This window comes from Mycobacterium neglectum, from assembly GCF_002591975.1.
In the GTDB taxonomy this organism is placed as follows: domain Bacteria; phylum Actinomycetota; class Actinomycetes; order Mycobacteriales; family Mycobacteriaceae; genus Mycobacterium; species Mycobacterium neglectum.
Genome location: NZ_NVQE01000011.1, coordinates 39430 through 54776 on the forward strand (window position 1 = coordinate 39430; position 15347 = coordinate 54776).

General features: G+C 64.6%; 16 protein-coding genes. 10 read left to right on the plus strand and 6 right to left on the minus strand.

Annotated features, from left to right (window positions below):
* Positions 1 to 14: 14 nt before the first annotated feature.
* The 4 genes from CSQ99_RS11140 to CSQ99_RS11155 are packed head-to-tail and all read right to left on the minus strand — an operon-like array spanning position 15 to position 4284.
* A complete protein-coding gene (locus tag CSQ99_RS11140; protein ID WP_099039110.1) occupies positions 15 to 833 on the minus strand; it encodes an enoyl-CoA hydratase-related protein in 819 nt (272 codons plus the stop codon).
* Between the two features lie 9 nt (positions 834 to 842).
* Positions 843 to 2063, minus strand: a complete 1221-nt coding sequence (locus tag CSQ99_RS11145) for a CaiB/BaiF CoA transferase family protein (protein WP_099039111.1) — start codon at positions 2061 to 2063, stop codon at positions 843 to 845.
* Complete coding sequence (locus tag CSQ99_RS11150; protein WP_099039112.1) at positions 2060 to 3133, minus strand: acyl-CoA dehydrogenase family protein; 1074 nt, start codon at positions 3131 to 3133, stop codon at positions 2060 to 2062. The genes CSQ99_RS11145 and CSQ99_RS11150 overlap by 4 nt, the downstream gene beginning before the upstream one ends.
* Positions 3130 to 4284, minus strand: coding sequence for an acyl-CoA dehydrogenase family protein (locus CSQ99_RS11155; RefSeq protein WP_099039113.1), 1155 nt, complete (start codon positions 4282 to 4284; stop codon positions 3130 to 3132). Before CSQ99_RS11155 ends, CSQ99_RS11150 begins: the two co-directional genes overlap by 4 nt.
* 158 nt (positions 4285 to 4442) lie before the next feature.
* Between CSQ99_RS11155 and CSQ99_RS11160 the strand changes: the two genes are divergently transcribed.
* The 7 genes from CSQ99_RS11160 to CSQ99_RS11190 are packed head-to-tail and all read left to right on the plus strand — an operon-like array spanning position 4443 to position 10311.
* A complete protein-coding gene (locus CSQ99_RS11160; RefSeq protein ID WP_099039114.1) occupies positions 4443 to 5309 on the plus strand; it encodes a mycofactocin-coupled SDR family oxidoreductase in 867 nt (288 codons plus the stop codon).
* Between the two features lie 25 nt (positions 5310 to 5334).
* A complete protein-coding gene (locus CSQ99_RS11165) occupies positions 5335 to 5655 on the plus strand; it encodes a hypothetical protein (RefSeq protein WP_245908860.1) in 321 nt (106 codons plus the stop codon).
* A 38-nt stretch (positions 5656 to 5693) separates the two neighbouring features.
* Entirely contained in the window at positions 5694 to 6632 is a 939-nt protein-coding gene (locus CSQ99_RS11170) for a thiamine pyrophosphate-dependent dehydrogenase E1 component subunit alpha (RefSeq protein WP_245908865.1), read from the plus strand.
* A 21-nt stretch (positions 6633 to 6653) separates the two neighbouring features.
* Positions 6654 to 7652, plus strand: coding sequence for an alpha-ketoacid dehydrogenase subunit beta (locus CSQ99_RS11175; RefSeq protein WP_099039201.1), 999 nt, complete (start codon positions 6654 to 6656; stop codon positions 7650 to 7652).
* Positions 7645 to 7881, plus strand: coding sequence for a biotin/lipoyl-containing protein (locus tag CSQ99_RS11180; RefSeq protein WP_099039117.1), 237 nt, complete (start codon positions 7645 to 7647; stop codon positions 7879 to 7881). Before CSQ99_RS11175 ends, CSQ99_RS11180 begins: the two co-directional genes overlap by 8 nt.
* 22 nt (positions 7882 to 7903) lie before the next feature.
* Positions 7904 to 8767, plus strand: a complete 864-nt coding sequence (locus CSQ99_RS11185) for an enoyl-CoA hydratase-related protein (RefSeq protein ID WP_099039118.1) — start codon at positions 7904 to 7906, stop codon at positions 8765 to 8767.
* 8 nt (positions 8768 to 8775) lie between these two features.
* On the plus strand, positions 8776 to 10311 hold the full coding sequence (locus CSQ99_RS11190; RefSeq protein WP_099039119.1) for an acyl-CoA synthetase: 1536 nt from the start codon (positions 8776 to 8778) through the stop codon (positions 10309 to 10311).
* Position 10312: 1 nt separating this feature from the next.
* On the opposite strand, the gene CSQ99_RS11195 is transcribed toward CSQ99_RS11190, so the two are convergent.
* Positions 10313 to 11470 carry a Zn-dependent alcohol dehydrogenase gene (locus CSQ99_RS11195; RefSeq protein ID WP_099039120.1) on the minus strand — a complete coding sequence of 386 codons (1158 nt, stop codon included), beginning with the start codon at positions 11468 to 11470 and terminating at the stop codon, positions 10313 to 10315.
* On the minus strand, positions 11467 to 12675 hold the full coding sequence (locus CSQ99_RS11200) for a cytochrome P450 (protein ID WP_099039121.1): 1209 nt from the start codon (positions 12673 to 12675) through the stop codon (positions 11467 to 11469). Before CSQ99_RS11200 ends, CSQ99_RS11195 begins: the two co-directional genes overlap by 4 nt.
* An 85-nt stretch (positions 12676 to 12760) precedes the next feature.
* Here CSQ99_RS11200 and CSQ99_RS11205 point away from each other — a divergent pair, with 85 nt between their 5' ends.
* Genes CSQ99_RS11205 through CSQ99_RS11215 form a run of 3 tightly spaced genes read left to right on the plus strand, consistent with a single transcriptional unit; the run spans position 12761 to position 15344 of the window.
* Complete coding sequence (locus CSQ99_RS11205) at positions 12761 to 13117, plus strand: Rieske (2Fe-2S) protein (RefSeq protein WP_099039122.1); 357 nt, start codon at positions 12761 to 12763, stop codon at positions 13115 to 13117.
* Complete coding sequence (locus CSQ99_RS11210) at positions 13114 to 14163, plus strand: amidohydrolase family protein (RefSeq protein ID WP_099039123.1); 1050 nt, start codon at positions 13114 to 13116, stop codon at positions 14161 to 14163. The genes CSQ99_RS11205 and CSQ99_RS11210 overlap by 4 nt, the downstream gene beginning before the upstream one ends.
* Positions 14160 to 15344, plus strand: coding sequence for an amidohydrolase family protein (locus tag CSQ99_RS11215; RefSeq protein WP_099039124.1), 1185 nt, complete (start codon positions 14160 to 14162; stop codon positions 15342 to 15344). The genes CSQ99_RS11210 and CSQ99_RS11215 overlap by 4 nt, the downstream gene beginning before the upstream one ends.
* Positions 15345 to 15347: the final 3 nt, after the last annotated feature.

Here is a 15347-nt window from a genome sequence, read left to right on the forward strand (position 1 = left end):
GCGCGCCGAATTCGCTACGAGTCGTCGATGAAATCGCGTGGCTTCTTGCCGGATTCGATCAGTTGACGCCGCCGCTCCTGAACGTCGCTGGCCGCCCCGACCATGTTCGTCAGAATATGGCTGACCTGAAGATGCACCCGCATACCCATCAGCTCATATGCCCGCTTGACGTTGTTCTTCACCGCCATCGACGTCGTCAGTGGAATCTGGCCGATCTTGCGGGCCATCTCCTCCACCGTGTCCTCGAGCCGATCGCGGGGCACTACCTTGTTGAGCAGCCCCCACTCCAGCGCCTCCTGCGCGGACAGCGTGGGCGCCAACAGAAGCCAGTCCATGGTCCGATGCCAGTTCATCAACAGCCACGGCTCGATCATGGTGTGACCGCCGGGCTCGCCGAGGCTGTGCGCGAGCGGCATCTGGAAATATGCATCGTCGGACGCGACGCAGAAATCCGTCAGGAGGCCGAGATAGATCCCGCCACCCATGCAGTAGCCGTGGATCTGCGAGATCGTCGGCTTCGGGAACTCCCACAGATACAGCGTCGGCCACAGGAACAGGTCGGCGGTGCCCTTGTAGAGATCCTCGAACGTGTCGCCGAAGTCCGGATACGGGTTCTCATCCGGACCCCACCGTGCGACGTGCCCGCCGCAGAAGCCCTTGCCGTTGGCCTTCAGGATGACGACCTTGATCTCCTTGTCGCGGTCGGCTTCCCGCAGGCACGCGTCGACCTCCTGAACGAGCTGGGCGTCCTTGGTGTTGGCCTTGTCGGGCCGGTTGAGGATGATCCGCGCGATGGGTGGCTCGCGCTCGTAGATGACCGCTTCAAGTGCCATCGTGGCCTCCTAGAGAATTGCTCCGCTGTCCTTTGCCGCCGAAATGTCATCCCAGTCGAGGTCGAGCTCCAGTAGGATCTCCTCGGTGTGTTGCCCGTGTTCGGGTGCGCGTGCCGCCGCGGGCGGAGTTTCGTTGAATTGCACTGGGGCGGCGACGATCTGGTACTCGTTACCCTGGTCGTCCACATTGGGTACGACATAGCCGTTGGGCCTGACCTGCGGATCATTGAGTGTCTCTTTCGGAGTGGCCAGCGCCGCCCACACACCCGGTTCGTCCGCGAGAACGGTGCGCCAGTGGTCCAGATCCTCGCTGGCCAGCCGTTCTCCGACAAGCGCGCACGCCTCTGTCGCGTTGGCTATCAGGTTGCTCGACGGGACGAACCGCTCATCGGTGGCGAGTTCGGGGAGGCCGATCCGTTCGCAGAAGCCCGCCCAGAATCGGTCCGGCTGCAGAAAGACCATCTGGATCCAGCGGCCGTCGCGCGTCTTGTAGCGATTCACCAGCGGATTGATCGCAAGGCCCGGTGGCGCGCCGGGGATGCCGTCGATGTCGAAGAGGTCGGCGACCGATATCGACGGCGCGATCGACCACATCGCCTGCGCCAACAGCGATGAGTCCACGATGCTCGGCTCGCCGGTGCGCTCGCGATGAAACAGCGCGGCACACACCCCGCCCGCGAGCGTGATTCCCCCCTGCAGGTCACCGAATCCGGGGCCCTGCACGGCGGGCGTCTCGGTACCGAACGGTGTCATCGTGTACGACACCCCGCCGCGAGACAGATAGGTGGCGGCGTCGAAACCGCCCTTGTCGCGATCAGGCCCGCGCACGCCGGTGCCGGTACCGCGCGCGATGATGATGTTCGGATTGAACGAACGGACGTCCTCCACCGTCAGCCGGGCCCGTTCCAGCGGACCGGGCAGCCAGTTGGTCAGGAACACGTCCGCGGTGGCGAGCAGGCGTCCGAAATACTCGCGGCCGGTCTTGGACTTGATGTCGAGGGCAATGCTGCGTTTGCCCCGGTTGCCGATCTCGAGGATGAAGTCGATGTGCGCCCGCGCGTTCTCCTTCGTGAATCCGCCGATGACCAGCGCCCGGCCGGGATCGCCCGCCTTGACGTCCTCCACCTTGATGACATCGGCGCCCCAATCCGCGAGCGCCGCGCCTGCCGAGGGAACGTATGTCCACGATGCCAACTCGACGACACGCACACCGCTGAGAACTCCGGTCATTGCAATCCCCTCCCCACTTCCTCGAGATAACGGTCGGACGAACCGAGGAACCCGCTCCAACCCAACAGACGCTTCAGGTACAGGTGCGCGTCGTGCTCCCACGTGAAGCCGATACCACCGAACACCTGGATCGCCGTATCGCCGACCTTGGTCAGCTGCCCGGCGAATGCCTTGGCGCGCAACGCAGCTAGGTGGTGTTCCGCGGGTTCGGCCGCATCGGCGGCCCACAACGCGTGCAGCACGCCGCTGCGTGCCAGTTCCACCGCCTCGTACATGTCGACACACAGATGCTGGACAGCCTGGAAGCTCCCGATCGGCTGGTCGAATTGCTTGCGCACCTTGGCGTACTCGATGGCGAGGTTCATCACTGTGGTCGCCGCGCCGAGCGCGTCGGCGGCGTAGGCGATCACCACGTCGTCGACGATGGCGCGGATCGCCTGGTCGGTTGCCGACGCGAGCCGTTGCGCCGACACATCGTCGAGCTCGACATCGGCCAGCATGCGCGTCGGGTCCACATGGCGGCACGGCGTCATGGCCACGCCCACCGACGACGTGTCGACGGAGTACAACCCGACGCCGTCGCCCTCCGCGGCGAAAACCAGGACGACGTCGGCGTCGTCAGCGTCCGGGAGGCCGGTGACGGTGCCACGCAGCGTCGAGCCATCGATCGCCGTCGGCCGCGGACCCGCCAGCGGGCCCAGCGTGGCGATGGTGGACCCCTTGGCGATTCCGGTAAGCAATCCTGCCGCAGTCTTGTCAGCATCCGTGCGCACCAGCGCCCGCGTCGCCGCGACGGCGGTGGACAACCAGGGACCGGGGTACAGCGCGGCCCCGAGTTCTTCGGCGACGACGCCGGCTTCGACCATCGTCATGCCTGCGCCATCGAAGATCTCGGGCACCAGCAAGCCGGTGACGCCCATCGCCGCCAGCCCGCGCCAGACCTGGTCGGCACCGGCCACCTCATCGTCGAGTCGCGGGCGCACATATGTTGCCAAGCTTGCCTTTTCGGCAAGGTAGCGCCGCACGGTGTCGCGCAGCGCAGCCTGTTCGTCGTCGAGTTCGAGGTTCATCGCCTCGGCATACCCAACACTCGAGTCGCGGTGATGCCCTTGTTGATCTGGGTGGTCCCGCCGGCGATGGTCAAGGAACGCGACGACAGCCGACGGTCGGCCCATCGTCCACTGTCCAGCGGTCCGAGTACGTCGAACGCTAGCTCGGCGAGGTCCTGGCCCAGTTCGGCCCACACGCTCTTGGCGAGGCTGGCCGATCCGAGCGCATCGCCGCCGTGCAACATCGCCGATATTGACCGCTTGCACAACAACTCGAGGTACTTGATGCGCACGGCGACCTCGCCCAGCCGGCGCAATGTCGAACTGTTCTCGAGTGCAGGCCTGCCGTCGACGACATGCTCCTTGAGGTCGGCGACGAGGTCGCAGAGTTGGGCCTCCATTTGCGCGTACAACCGCGCCGCGCCCGCCCGTTCGTGGCTCAACGTCGTGGTCGCGACCTGCCAGCCCGAGTTGAGGGGTCCGAGCAGTGCGTCACCGGGGACCCGGACATCGGTGAAGAACACCTCGGCGAAGTCGGCATCCCCGTTGATGGTCACCAACGGTCGGACCTCGATGCCGGGCAACCTCATGTCGACGATGAGACAGGAGATGCCCTTGTGCTTGGAGACGTCTGGATCGGTACGCACGTACAACTGACACCAGTCGGCCCGATGGCCAAGCGATGTCCAGATCTTCTGGCCGTTGACGACGAAATCGTCGCCGTCGCGCGCCGCCCGCGTGCGCAGGGAGGCCAGATCGGAACCGGCGTCGGGCTCGGACATGCCCTGACACCAGATATCGTCGGCCCGCACCATTCGGGGGAGAAGTTGTCGCATCTGCGCGTCGGTCCCGTACTGCATGATGGCGGGTGCGATATTGTTCATGCCAATCACGTTGAGCGGCACGGGAGCTCGTGCCCGCGTCGTTTCCTCCGCGTAGACCAACTGCTCGAGTACCGTCGCCCCACGCCCGCCGTATTCCTGCGGCCAGGACACCGCGCCCCAGCCTGCGTCGGCCACCGTCGCATCCCACGCCCGCAGCATCTCGAACGCCTGTGCGTCGCGGCCGCGCTGCCGGTCGGCGGCCCGCACCGCATCCGTCAGGTTGGTGGACAGCCACGTCCGCAACTCCTTGCGGAACGGTTCCACCTCCGCCGGATATGAGAAGTCCACGGTTTCCTGTTCGGGATCGAGCTGATTGGTTTCTTTATAATTTTAGGTAGTATAGCTACCGCTGGCGTTACAGTCGCAGCCATGTTGCGGCGCGGATATCGGGGATGTTCCGGGGCGGCCGCATGCCGTCGGGCCGTCACACGCAGAGAGGTTCGGTCATGGGCAGGGTGACGGGCAAAGTGGCGCTGGTCAGCGGAGCCGCTCGAGGTCAGGGGCGTTCGCACGCGCGCATACTGGCCGCCGAGGGCGCCGACATCATCGCCGTCGACATCTGCGCCGACATCGAAACCAACGACTACCCACTCGCACGGCCCGAGGACCTCGACGAGACCGCGAGGCTGGTCGAGAAAGAGGGTCAGCGCGCGTACACGGAAATCGCCGATGTCCGCGATCGCACCGGGCTTTCGGCCGCGATCGACCGCGGCGTGGCCGAGTTCGGCCAACTCGACATCGTGGTCGCCAATGCCGGCATCTGCCCGATGACCGCGGGACTGCCTCCGCAGGCGTTCGTCGACGCGGTCGACGTCGACCTCATCGGAGTCATGAACCTCATTCACGCCAGCATGAAACATCTGCACGCGGGCGCCTCCATCATCGCCACCGGTTCGGTGGCTGCGTTCATGGCGACGGCGGTGAACACCGCCGGTATGGATGGCGGACCCGGTGGCGCGGGTTATGCGTTCGCCAAACAGGTTGTCGCGCATTACGTCAACGATCTGGCTCGCACTCTGGCCCCAGAGCAGATCCGCGTGAACGCTGTGCACCCCACGAACGTCAACACCGACATGCTGCACAGCCCACCGATGTACAAGGCATTTCGGCCAGACCTGCCGAATCCTACCCGTGAGGACGCCGAAATGGTCTTCCCGATGATCCAGGGGATGCCGATTCCTTATGTGGAGCCCGAGGACATCAGTGAAGCCGTGCTGTTCCTGGCCAGCGACGCCGCCCGCTATGTGACCGGCCAGCAATTGCGCGTCGACGCCGGTGGCTTTCTGAAGATCAAGCCGTGGTCTGGCCCATAGGACCGAAAAGAGGGGAGTAGCAACGGTGCCCAGAGGGATCATGTACGTGGAGACCATGCCGGCCTCGCCGGATCGTGAGGCCGAGTACCACACGTGGTACAACGACACACATCTGGCACAGATCCTTTCGGTGGAAGGCATCGTTTCCGCACGCCGGTTCGCTCCGAATGATGGGGCAGGCCCCTTCATCGCGATCTATGAACTCGACTGTGACGACCTCGATGCCGCGGTACAGCGCCTCGGGGAACTGGGCGCCACCGGATCCATGACGGGCCTGGACAACCTCGCGATGGATCCAAAGCCAATTCCCAAGGTGTACCGCGAGATCGGAACTCTGGGGCCGTGACGTATCCGTTGGAGGTTCAACGCCGGATCTATGCGCTGATGGTGCTGATGAAGGCCGCGGACGACAGGCTGAGCAAGGGCATCGGGACCGGCGAATTCATGTGCGTGTATTGGCCGTCGCGCGGCCAGGAAGCCATCGCTGCCGCGATGGGTGTCGCGCTGCGCGCCGACGACCAGCTGGTGACGACCTATCGCGGCTTGCACGATCTGATCGGCAAAGATGTTCCGCTGGAGGAGATCTACGGCGAGATGATGGGTCGCACCGTCGGTGCCAGCCGCGGCAAGGGCGGCACGATGCACATCGCCAAACCCGATAAGGGTGTGATGCTGTCGACGGGCATCGTCGGCGCCGGACCGCCGGTCGCGGTCGGACTCGCGATGGCGGCCAAACGCAAGGGCCTCGACCGCGTCACGGTCGTGAGTTTCGGTGACGGCGCGACGAACACCGGATCGTTCCACGAGGCCGCCAACATGGCCGCGCTGTGGGATCTGCCGATCGTGTTCGTCTGCCAAAACAACCTCTTCGCGGAGATGACCCCCACCCGCGACACGATGAAACTCGAACGCGTCGCCGACCGCGCGGCGGGTTACGGCATGCCCGGTGTGCAGGTGGACGGCAACGATCCGCTTGCAGTTCTGGGTGTGCTCGCCGAGGCGATCGGCAAGGCGCGCAACGGTGAGGGCCCCACGTTCATCGAGTGCGTGACCTTCCGCTTCCGCGGCCATTACTTCGGCGACCGGATGCCGTACATCCCCAAAGAGCAGCTATCCGCGGCGATGGAGGCCGACCCGGTGCCTCGCTTCCGGAAACACCTGATAGACGACGGCATCTGCACCGACGACGAGCTCAGCGGCATCGACGAGGGCGCCCTCATCAAGGTGCAACAGGCCCTGGACACAGTCATGAGTGCCGACACACCGTCGATCGACGAACTCGACCGCGACGTGTACGCGGCCCCGATCCGCTATCCCGTCTGAGGAAGACACCCAATGGCCGAGATGGACGAGAAGGAAATGACGATGCGCGAGGCGCTGAACCTCGCGCTCGATCAGGCGCTGGCGGCCGACGAGCGGGTGTTCCTGCTCGGCGAGGACATCGCCGACCCGGGAGCATCTGGCCCGACGGCCGGGCTGTCGACGAAGTACGGACACGACCGGGTGCTGGACACACCGATATCGGAGGCTGCCATCGTCGGCGCCGCGATCGGTGCGGCGATCGACGGGCTGCTGCCCGTCGCCGAGATCATGATCATGGACTTCATCGGTCTCGCCGCCGACCAGCTGATCAACAATGCCGCCAAATTGCGGTTCATGACTGCCGGACGCACGACGGCGCCGATCACCGTGCGCACCCAGGTGTACGGCGGACTCGCCACCGGCGCAACGCATTCGCAAACACTGGAAGCCTGGTTCATGCACATCCCGGGTATGAAGGTCATCGTCCCGTCGACGCCGCGCGACGGGAAGGGCCTCCTGACATCGGCGATCTTCGATCCAGACCCTTGCCTGTTCGTCGAGACCATCCGCCTGCAGGGCCAGAAGGGCTCAGTGCCAACGGATCCCGGCTTCGCGATCCCCCTCGGCCAGGCCGACGTCAAGCGCCCCGGTTCCGACGCCACCCTCATCAGCTATGGGCGCAGCGTCCTGGAGTGCTTGAGGGCCGCCGAGCAGCTGCAGGAACAAGGCGTCGACGCTGAGGTCGTCGACCTGCGGACCCTGGTACCGCTGGATCTCGAGACCATCGTCGAGTCGGTGCGTCGCACCCGAAGGGCGGTCGTCGTGCACGATGCCGTCCAGTTCGCCGGCCCGGGTGCCGAGATCGTCGCCACCCTGCAGTCGGAATGCTTCAGCGAGCTCACCGCGCCGATCGAGCGGGTGGGCGCACGGTTCGTGCCGACGCCCGCGGCGGCGGCACTGGAGGCGCAACTCTACCCGTCGGCAGGACGGATCGTCGAGGCCGTAACGCGGGCCCTCGCCTCGGCGGGCGCCCGTGGCTGACTTCATCATTCGCATTCCGCGGGTATCGGTGGCCGTCTCGGAGGCCGAACTCACCGAGTTTCTCGTCTCCGCCGGCGAACAGGTCGAAGAGGGGACACCCATCTACGTCATCGCGACCGAGAAGGTGGAGCAGGAGATCGAGGCGGGTGCGTCGGGCACCGTGCAGTGGACCGGCGAGATCGGAACGACCTATGACATCGGCGCCGAAATCGGACTGATTGTTTCGTGAGAAGACACAGAAAGGTATCTACATGGATCTCCAGGAGACCCGCGAGCGGATCATCTACGAGAAGGACGGCGCGATAGCGAAGATCACGCTCAACTGGCCGGAGAAGGCCAACGCGCAGGACCAGAAGCTGGCCGAGGAAGTGGACGCCGCGCTGCTTGACGCCGACCGTGATTACGACATCAAGGTTCTGGTGCTGAAGGCGAACGGCAAGGGCTTCTGTTCGGGACACGCGATCGGCAACAACGCCGTCGATTACCCGTCGTTCGTCGAGAACGCCATGGTGACGGGTCACCCGTGGAAGGCGCAGTCCGATCTGTTCGTCAAGCCGACCCTGAATCTGTGGGAGTTCTCCAAGCCGACCATCGCCCAGGTCCACGGCTACTGTGTTGGTGGCGGCACGCATATGGGCCTGACCACCGACATCGTGATCGCCTCCGAGGACGCCTACTTCTCCTACCCGCCACTGCAGGGGTTCGGCATGCCATCGGGTGAATGTTCCATCGAGCCTTGGGTTTTCATGAACTGGCGGCGTGCGGCCTATTATCTGTTCACCGCTGAGGTGATCGACGCGAAGAAGGCCCTCGAGGTCGGGCTGGTCAACGAGGTGGTCAAGCGCGAGGACCTCGACGACCGTGTCGACGCCATCGCCCGCCACATCGCCCAGGCTCCGCTGACGACGCTGATGCTGACCAAAGCCAATCTCAAGCGGGCGTGGGAATTGATGGGCATGCGAGTGCACTGGCAGAGCTCGAATGACCTCGTCGCGCTCGCGTCGATCAGCAAGGATGTGCAGGAGCTGATTCAGCGGGTGTTCAAGGACAAGGTGCTGCCGTCGGAAATGGCCAAGCGTCAGGCCGCCGCTTCCACCGACGGCGCCTCCGCCTAGGGCCGCCCTTGAATATCTCCGATCACGCGACCGCGGCCGGGAACTCGGTAGCCGTGGTCGTCGCGGAGGGCGATACGGTCACGTACGGCGAGCTCTACGCCAACAGTCGCCGTGTTGCCGCGCTGCTGTACGAGGCCGGACTGCGGCCCGGCGACGGTGTCGCGCTGGTGCTGCCGAACCGCGCCGAGTTCTTCGAGATCACTTGGGCCTGCCAACTTTCGGGGTTGTACTACAGCGCGGTGAACACGCACTTCACGGCCGACGAAGTCGTCTATGTCGTCGACGATTCCGAAGTCAAGGCCCTGTTCGTCGACGAATCGATGGCCGAGCTGGCCGCGCACCTTCTCGAGACCAATTCCGGTGTCGACGTGCACATCAGCGTCGGCGCCGCACTGCCCGGCTGGAGGCCCTACCGTGACGCGCTGGCTTCCGCGGGTGATGCACCGCCGGTCTGTGACGGCACCGAGATGCTGTATTCGTCGGGAACCACAGGGCGGCCAAAGGCTGTTCGCCGGCCACTGCCGACCGATGGCGGGGGGTCGTGGGCGCAGAAGGTGCTCGAGCATTCATTGGGACAGCGCTACGCGATGACCTCGTCGAGCGTCTACCTCTCGCCGGCCCCGCTGTATCACGCGGCGGGCATCAACTACACGATGGCGGTGCAACGCGTTGGTGCCACGTCGATCCTGATGCGAAAGTTCGACGCCGAGGCGGTGTTGCGACTCATAGAGACCCACCGCGTGACCCATGCGCAGTTCGTTCCGACGATGTTCGTGCGGATGCTCAAGCTGCCCGAGGCCGTCCGGAACTCCTACGACGTGTCGAGCCTGCAGTGCGTCATCCACGCCGCGGCGCCGTGCCCGGCCGAAGTCAAGTACGAGATGATGGAGTGGTTCGGTCCTGTCATCCACGAATACTACGGAGGGACAGAAGGGTTCGCGGGCACCGGGATCGGGCCGCAGGAGTGGCTGTCCCATCCCGGCTCGGTCGGAAAGCCGATCACGCCCGTGCACGTTCTCGACGAGCAGGGAGTCGAGGTCGCCGTCGGCGCATCCGGAGAGCTCTTCTTCGAGGGCGGGCCGGACTTCGAGTACTTCAAGGATCCGGACAAGACGGCGTCGGTCTCCAACGACCGCGGCTGGCGATCGCTGGGTGACATGGGATTTGTCGACGATGACGGCTACCTGTACCTGACCGATCGGTCGACTTTCATGATCGTCTCCGGTGGGGTGAACATCTACCCGCAGGAGGTGGAGAACCTCCTGATGATGCATCCGAAGCTTGTCGACGCGGCGGTATTCGGGGTGCCGAACGACGAATACGGCGAGGAGGTCAAGGCCGTCGTGCAGCCGGTCGGGGGAGTCGAGGCGGGACCCGCACTCGAGGCCGAACTGATCGACTATTGCCGAACGAACCTCGCTACCTACAAGTGCCCTCGCACCATCGAATTCGACCCGGAACTACCGCGGGATCCCAATGGAAAGCTCTACAAGCGGCGCATCCGCGACCGGTACTGGCAGGGCCGAACGTCGCGCATTTTGTGAGTCAGTCCAGGCTGAAGTCGATGACGCCGCGGACGATCTCACCGTTGAGCTGGTCGCGGTAGCCGTCGTTGATCTCATCGAGCCGGTAGCGCCTGGTGATCATCTCGTCGAGTTGCAGCTGCCCGGTTTGATAGAGCTTGGTGAATCGGGGGATGTCCACCCGCGGGTTGCACGATCCGAACACCGTGCCGACGAGGTTCTTGTTCCACAGGATGAACTCCTGCAGGTTGATCGCGATGGAACTCGTCGTCTGCCTCGTCATCCCCGTCAGCACACACGTGCCGCCCTTGCGCGTCAGGCTGAGCGCCGCCTGCACATCGTCCTCGGTGATCAGCGAAGGCGAGACGATGACGCTGTCCGCCATCACCCCGTCGGTGAGATCGCGGACCAGGTCGGCGGCTTCGTCGGTCGACGTGACGCTGTGTGTGGCACCGAATCCCAGTGCGGACTTCTGCTTGAACTCCACCGGATCGACAGCGATGATCTGCGCGGCGCCGTTGATGCGTGCACCCTGGATCGCCCCGGTGCCGATGCCGCCGACACCGATGACGACGACGGTGTCGCCGGTGCGCACCTTGGCGCGGTTCTCCGCAGAACCGTAGCCCGTCGGAATACCGCAGGACAGCAGCGCCATCGGTAGCAGTGGCAGGTCGGGATCGATCTTGACGATCGAATCCGGCGATACGACAGTGTGTTTCGAGAACGCACCGACCTTGGACAGGTGGCCGAGGTTGCCGCCTTCGGTCGTGTGATGGCGGAAGGTGCCGTCGGTGGGCATGCCGGGAATCATCACCTGGGCGCCCATATCGCAGATGTACTCCATCCCGGAGTTGCACCATCGGCAGCGACCGCACACCGCGACAAAGGAGGTCACGACGTGGTCGCCGGGTTTGAACGCCGTGACGCCGGCACCGACTTCCAGGACGACGCCTGCGCCCTCGTGGCCACCGATCAACGGGAACATCGACGGCAGCCCATAGGACTGCATCACCTCGTTGGACGCGGACATGTCGCCATTGCGGATGTGCTCGTCGGAGTGGCACAGCCCCGCCGACGCCATTTCGAGCAGCACCTCGCCGGTCTTCGGCGGGTCGAGTTCGAATTCCTCGACCGACCACTGGTGGCCCATGTCGTGCAGGATCGCTGCGCGTGTCCTCACGAGGCGGGCCTAAACGTGACGGGCAGATGCTTGGGGGAGCGGAATGGCATACCGACGATCTTCGTATCGTCGTCGGCGATTAGTTGGAAATCGGTCAAACGGTCGAAGAGGCTCGTCAGCATCGCCTTCGTTTCGACCCTGGCCAGATGCATTCCCAGGCAGCTGTGAATGCCGCCGGCGAACGAGATGTGTGCGCGTCGCGGGCGGTGGATGTCGAACACGCCGGGGTTGTCCCATCGTTTCTCATCGCGATTAGCCGCGCCCATACACAAGGTGATCGACGCGTCCTTCGGGATCGTCATGCCGTGCATCTCGACGTCGCGGGTGGTGTTGCGTGCCACCAGGACCAGCGGGGTCTCGAAGCGGATCCCTTCCTCGATGGCGGCGGGAATGAGGTCGCGATCCCGTTGCAGCGCCTCGAGCTGGTCGGGATGAGTCAGCAACAGCTGCAGCAGATTTCCCGATGACCGATACGTGGTCTCGAGTCCGGCAGGCAGCAGCAGCCGCAGAAACGAGATGATGGCCTCGTCGGTGAGCTTCTCCCCGTCGATCTCGGCTGCGACGAGGTCCCCGATGACGTCGTCGGTCGGCGTGCTTCGCCGTTGATCCACCTGCTGCTGAAAGTAGGTGCCGAGTTCGACCGACGCGTTCAGTCCCGCTTCGATGTCCTCGGTGATGGAGATCAAGTCCAGCGATAGCCGCCGGAACATCTCGAGATCCTCCTGCGGCAGGCCGAGCAGCGCCGCAGTGACGCGCGTCGGGAACTCGAACGTCACCGCCTTGACCAGGTCGACCTCGCCGTCGTTCTTGAACTCGTCGACCAGCTGATCGCAGATCGGGTCGATCACCTCGGGTTCCCACGCCGCGAGTGCACTCTGCTTGAACGCCTTGCTCACCAGGCTGCGATGGTCGTGATGCTGCTTGCCTGCCATGCCGAGGATCGTCGGCCCGAAGACCAGCCCGATCGTCTGGTTGTACATCTCCGAGGCGAACACCGTGTCCTCACGGAAGGCCGTGAAGACGCTGTCGAAGTCGAACAACGTCCAGTTTTCCGGGTTCTTGAGCTCCTCGGGCATCAGGTCGCTCTCCATGAGCGTGCCGCGCCATACGGGCTGTGTCCTGCGCATGTGGTCGAAGTGGGGGTAGGGATCGTGCACCAAATCGGGGGCGCTCGGCTGGTCGTGCGCATCCGTGCTGGTTGTCACACATGCCTCCCGGCGGCAGCTCTAGCAAGTCGGTCGCTCTATCTTTACTATTTTAGTATTCTAGGTCAAGGGACGAGGAGGTCGTATGCAGCGCTTACCGGTGTGCGCGATCGAAGACCTGCCTCCGGGAACCATGAAACTGGTGCAGGCCGGTAAGTACGGCGTGGGTGTCTACAACATCGACGGCTCGCTCTACGCGATCGCGAACTACTGCTCACACGAGGGCGCACCGCTATGTCTGGGCTACGTCAGGGGGACCACCGAATACGCCCCGGAGATGCCCGACCAGATTCGCCATGTGCGCGCCGGTCAGATCGCGCGCTGCCCGTGGCATCAGTGGGAGTTCGACATCACCACGGGAGAGAACCTCGCCGACCCGAAGAAGAGAGTCCGCACCTATGAGGTGGACGTTGCGGATGGACAGGTGTTCCTCACGGCATGATCATCGACGCGAACGTCCAGCCGCATTTCCGGTACAACTCCGAGATCCGGCGCTACCTTTCGGCGCCGCACAAGCTGCGCGCCATCCCCGACGTCGAGCAGCAGTGGTACCAGGCGCCGGGCGGGGACTACCGCCAGGACCTCTACGGCGACGGCTATCCGGGCTCCGACCCCGAGACCGTGGCGCGTCATCTCTTCGGCGAGAACGGTGCTGATTACGCGATTCTCAATCCGCTGACGCGCGGCAACATCGCCGACTATCTGTTGAACAGCCGGATCTGCGCGGCGGTCAACGACTGGCTGCTGGATCGCTGGTTGGATTCGGATACGTCCAACAGGTTCCGCGGCACCATCCGCGTCAACCCCGAGGACGTCAGGGGAGCGGTGGCCGAGATCGAGCGACTGGCCGACCACCCGAAGATGGTGCAGGTCGGTGTCCCGATGCAGTCGCGCGAGCCGTATGGCAAGCCGATGTTCGAGCCGATCTGGGAAGCGGCCGCCGCACACGGACTGCCGGTAGCCCTACACATCAACGGCGGCAACGGCGTCGACCATGCGCCAACGTTTGCCGGCCACGCCTACACCTATCCGGGCTATGCCGCTTTCATGCCGCTGAACTCGTTCGTCCATCTCGCCACGCTGATCATCGAGGGCATGTTCGGCAGGCACCCCGACCTTCGGTTCGTGTTCGCCGACGGCGGCTACGACATCCTGACACCGCTGATATGGCGGCTGGATACCTTCTGGATGTCGATGCGGGACCAAACCCCTTGGGTGGACCGGTTTCCCAGTGAGTATCTGCCAGGGCACGTGCGGTTCTGTTCGTCGGCGCTCGACGGGCCGACTGATGTTGGCCAGGCCGAACGGTGGATGGACTTCACCGACAAGGCCGACCTGCTGATGTACGGCTCGGGCTACCCGCACTGGTCCACCGCTCGACCCGACGCCGCCGTCGCCGGTCTCAACGAGTCCCAGAGGGAGAAAGTGCTGTGGCGCAATGCAAGTGATCTCTATCGGGTAGCCGAGGTTGAAGGGAGCCTGACATGACAACTGTCGAGGACGTCGCGGACAGGACAGCTGCCACCGATATCGCGGTGACGATCGTCGACACCGACGTCCACCCGCTGCCCGTGTCGGGTGAGGTGCTCAAGTCGTACGCGCCTGCGGAGTGGAAGGACAAACTGTGGCCGACGGGTAACGCGGTCTCGCCGGTTCCGCATTTCTACGACACGCCGGACTCGTACAAGACCAACTCGCTGCGGGTCGACGCCGGCCCGCCAGGAGGCGGTGTCGCGGGCAGCGATCCGGACTTCGCCGCCAAGCAGTTGCTGGTCGACGCCGGCGTGAGTATCGCTGTGCTGGAACCGATGTGCGACGCGCAACTGCCGCAGGCCGAACATGTCCTCAAGGCCGCCCACAACGACTGGCTCGCCGACGTGTGGCTGGGCGAGGCCAACTGGCACGGCCGGTGGCGCGGCGCGATCAGCGTGACCGCCCAGGATGCCGAAGCGGCCGCCCGGGAGATCGAGCGCTGGGCCGGACACCCGTACATGGCCGAAGTGTTGATCACACCGCAGACCCGCGGAATCCCCTTCGGCAGCCCGCACTTCGATCCGATGTACGCGGCCGCGGCCCGCAACGGTTTTCCGGTCGCCACACACCTGATGGGACAGACGCCGTTCGAGTTGATCCCGGTCTATCCGGTCGGCAATCCCGCGCACTGGCACGACTTCTTCGCGTCATGGCCGCTGTTGTACGTGTCGCATCTGATGAGTCTGGTGTTCGACGGCGCCTTCGACCGCCATCCCGATCTCCGCGTGGTGTTCGTCGAGGGCGGCTTCACCTGGGCGCTGCCTGCCATGTGGCGCATGGACCGAATATGGGAGCAGCGCAAGGCAGATCTGCCGCATGTGCGCCGCAAGCCGTCGGACTACGTCCGCGAGCATGTGCGGTTCACCACGCAACCACTCGAAGAGGTCGACCTCGGTGAGTACCGCGAGTACCTCGAGATGATGGACCTCGGCGACAACATCATGTTCTCCACGGACTACCCGCACTGGAGCTATGACTCGCCGGACTGGGCGATCAGGCGTTTCCCGGCCGACCAGCGCGAGCGAATCATGCGCGGCAACGCCACGGCGCTATACGGCTTGCCCGCCACCGTCAAGGCCCTGCCCTCGGAACTGCCTGCGATTTCGGTGCCCAAACGATCGCTGGGCGACTGCTAGCGC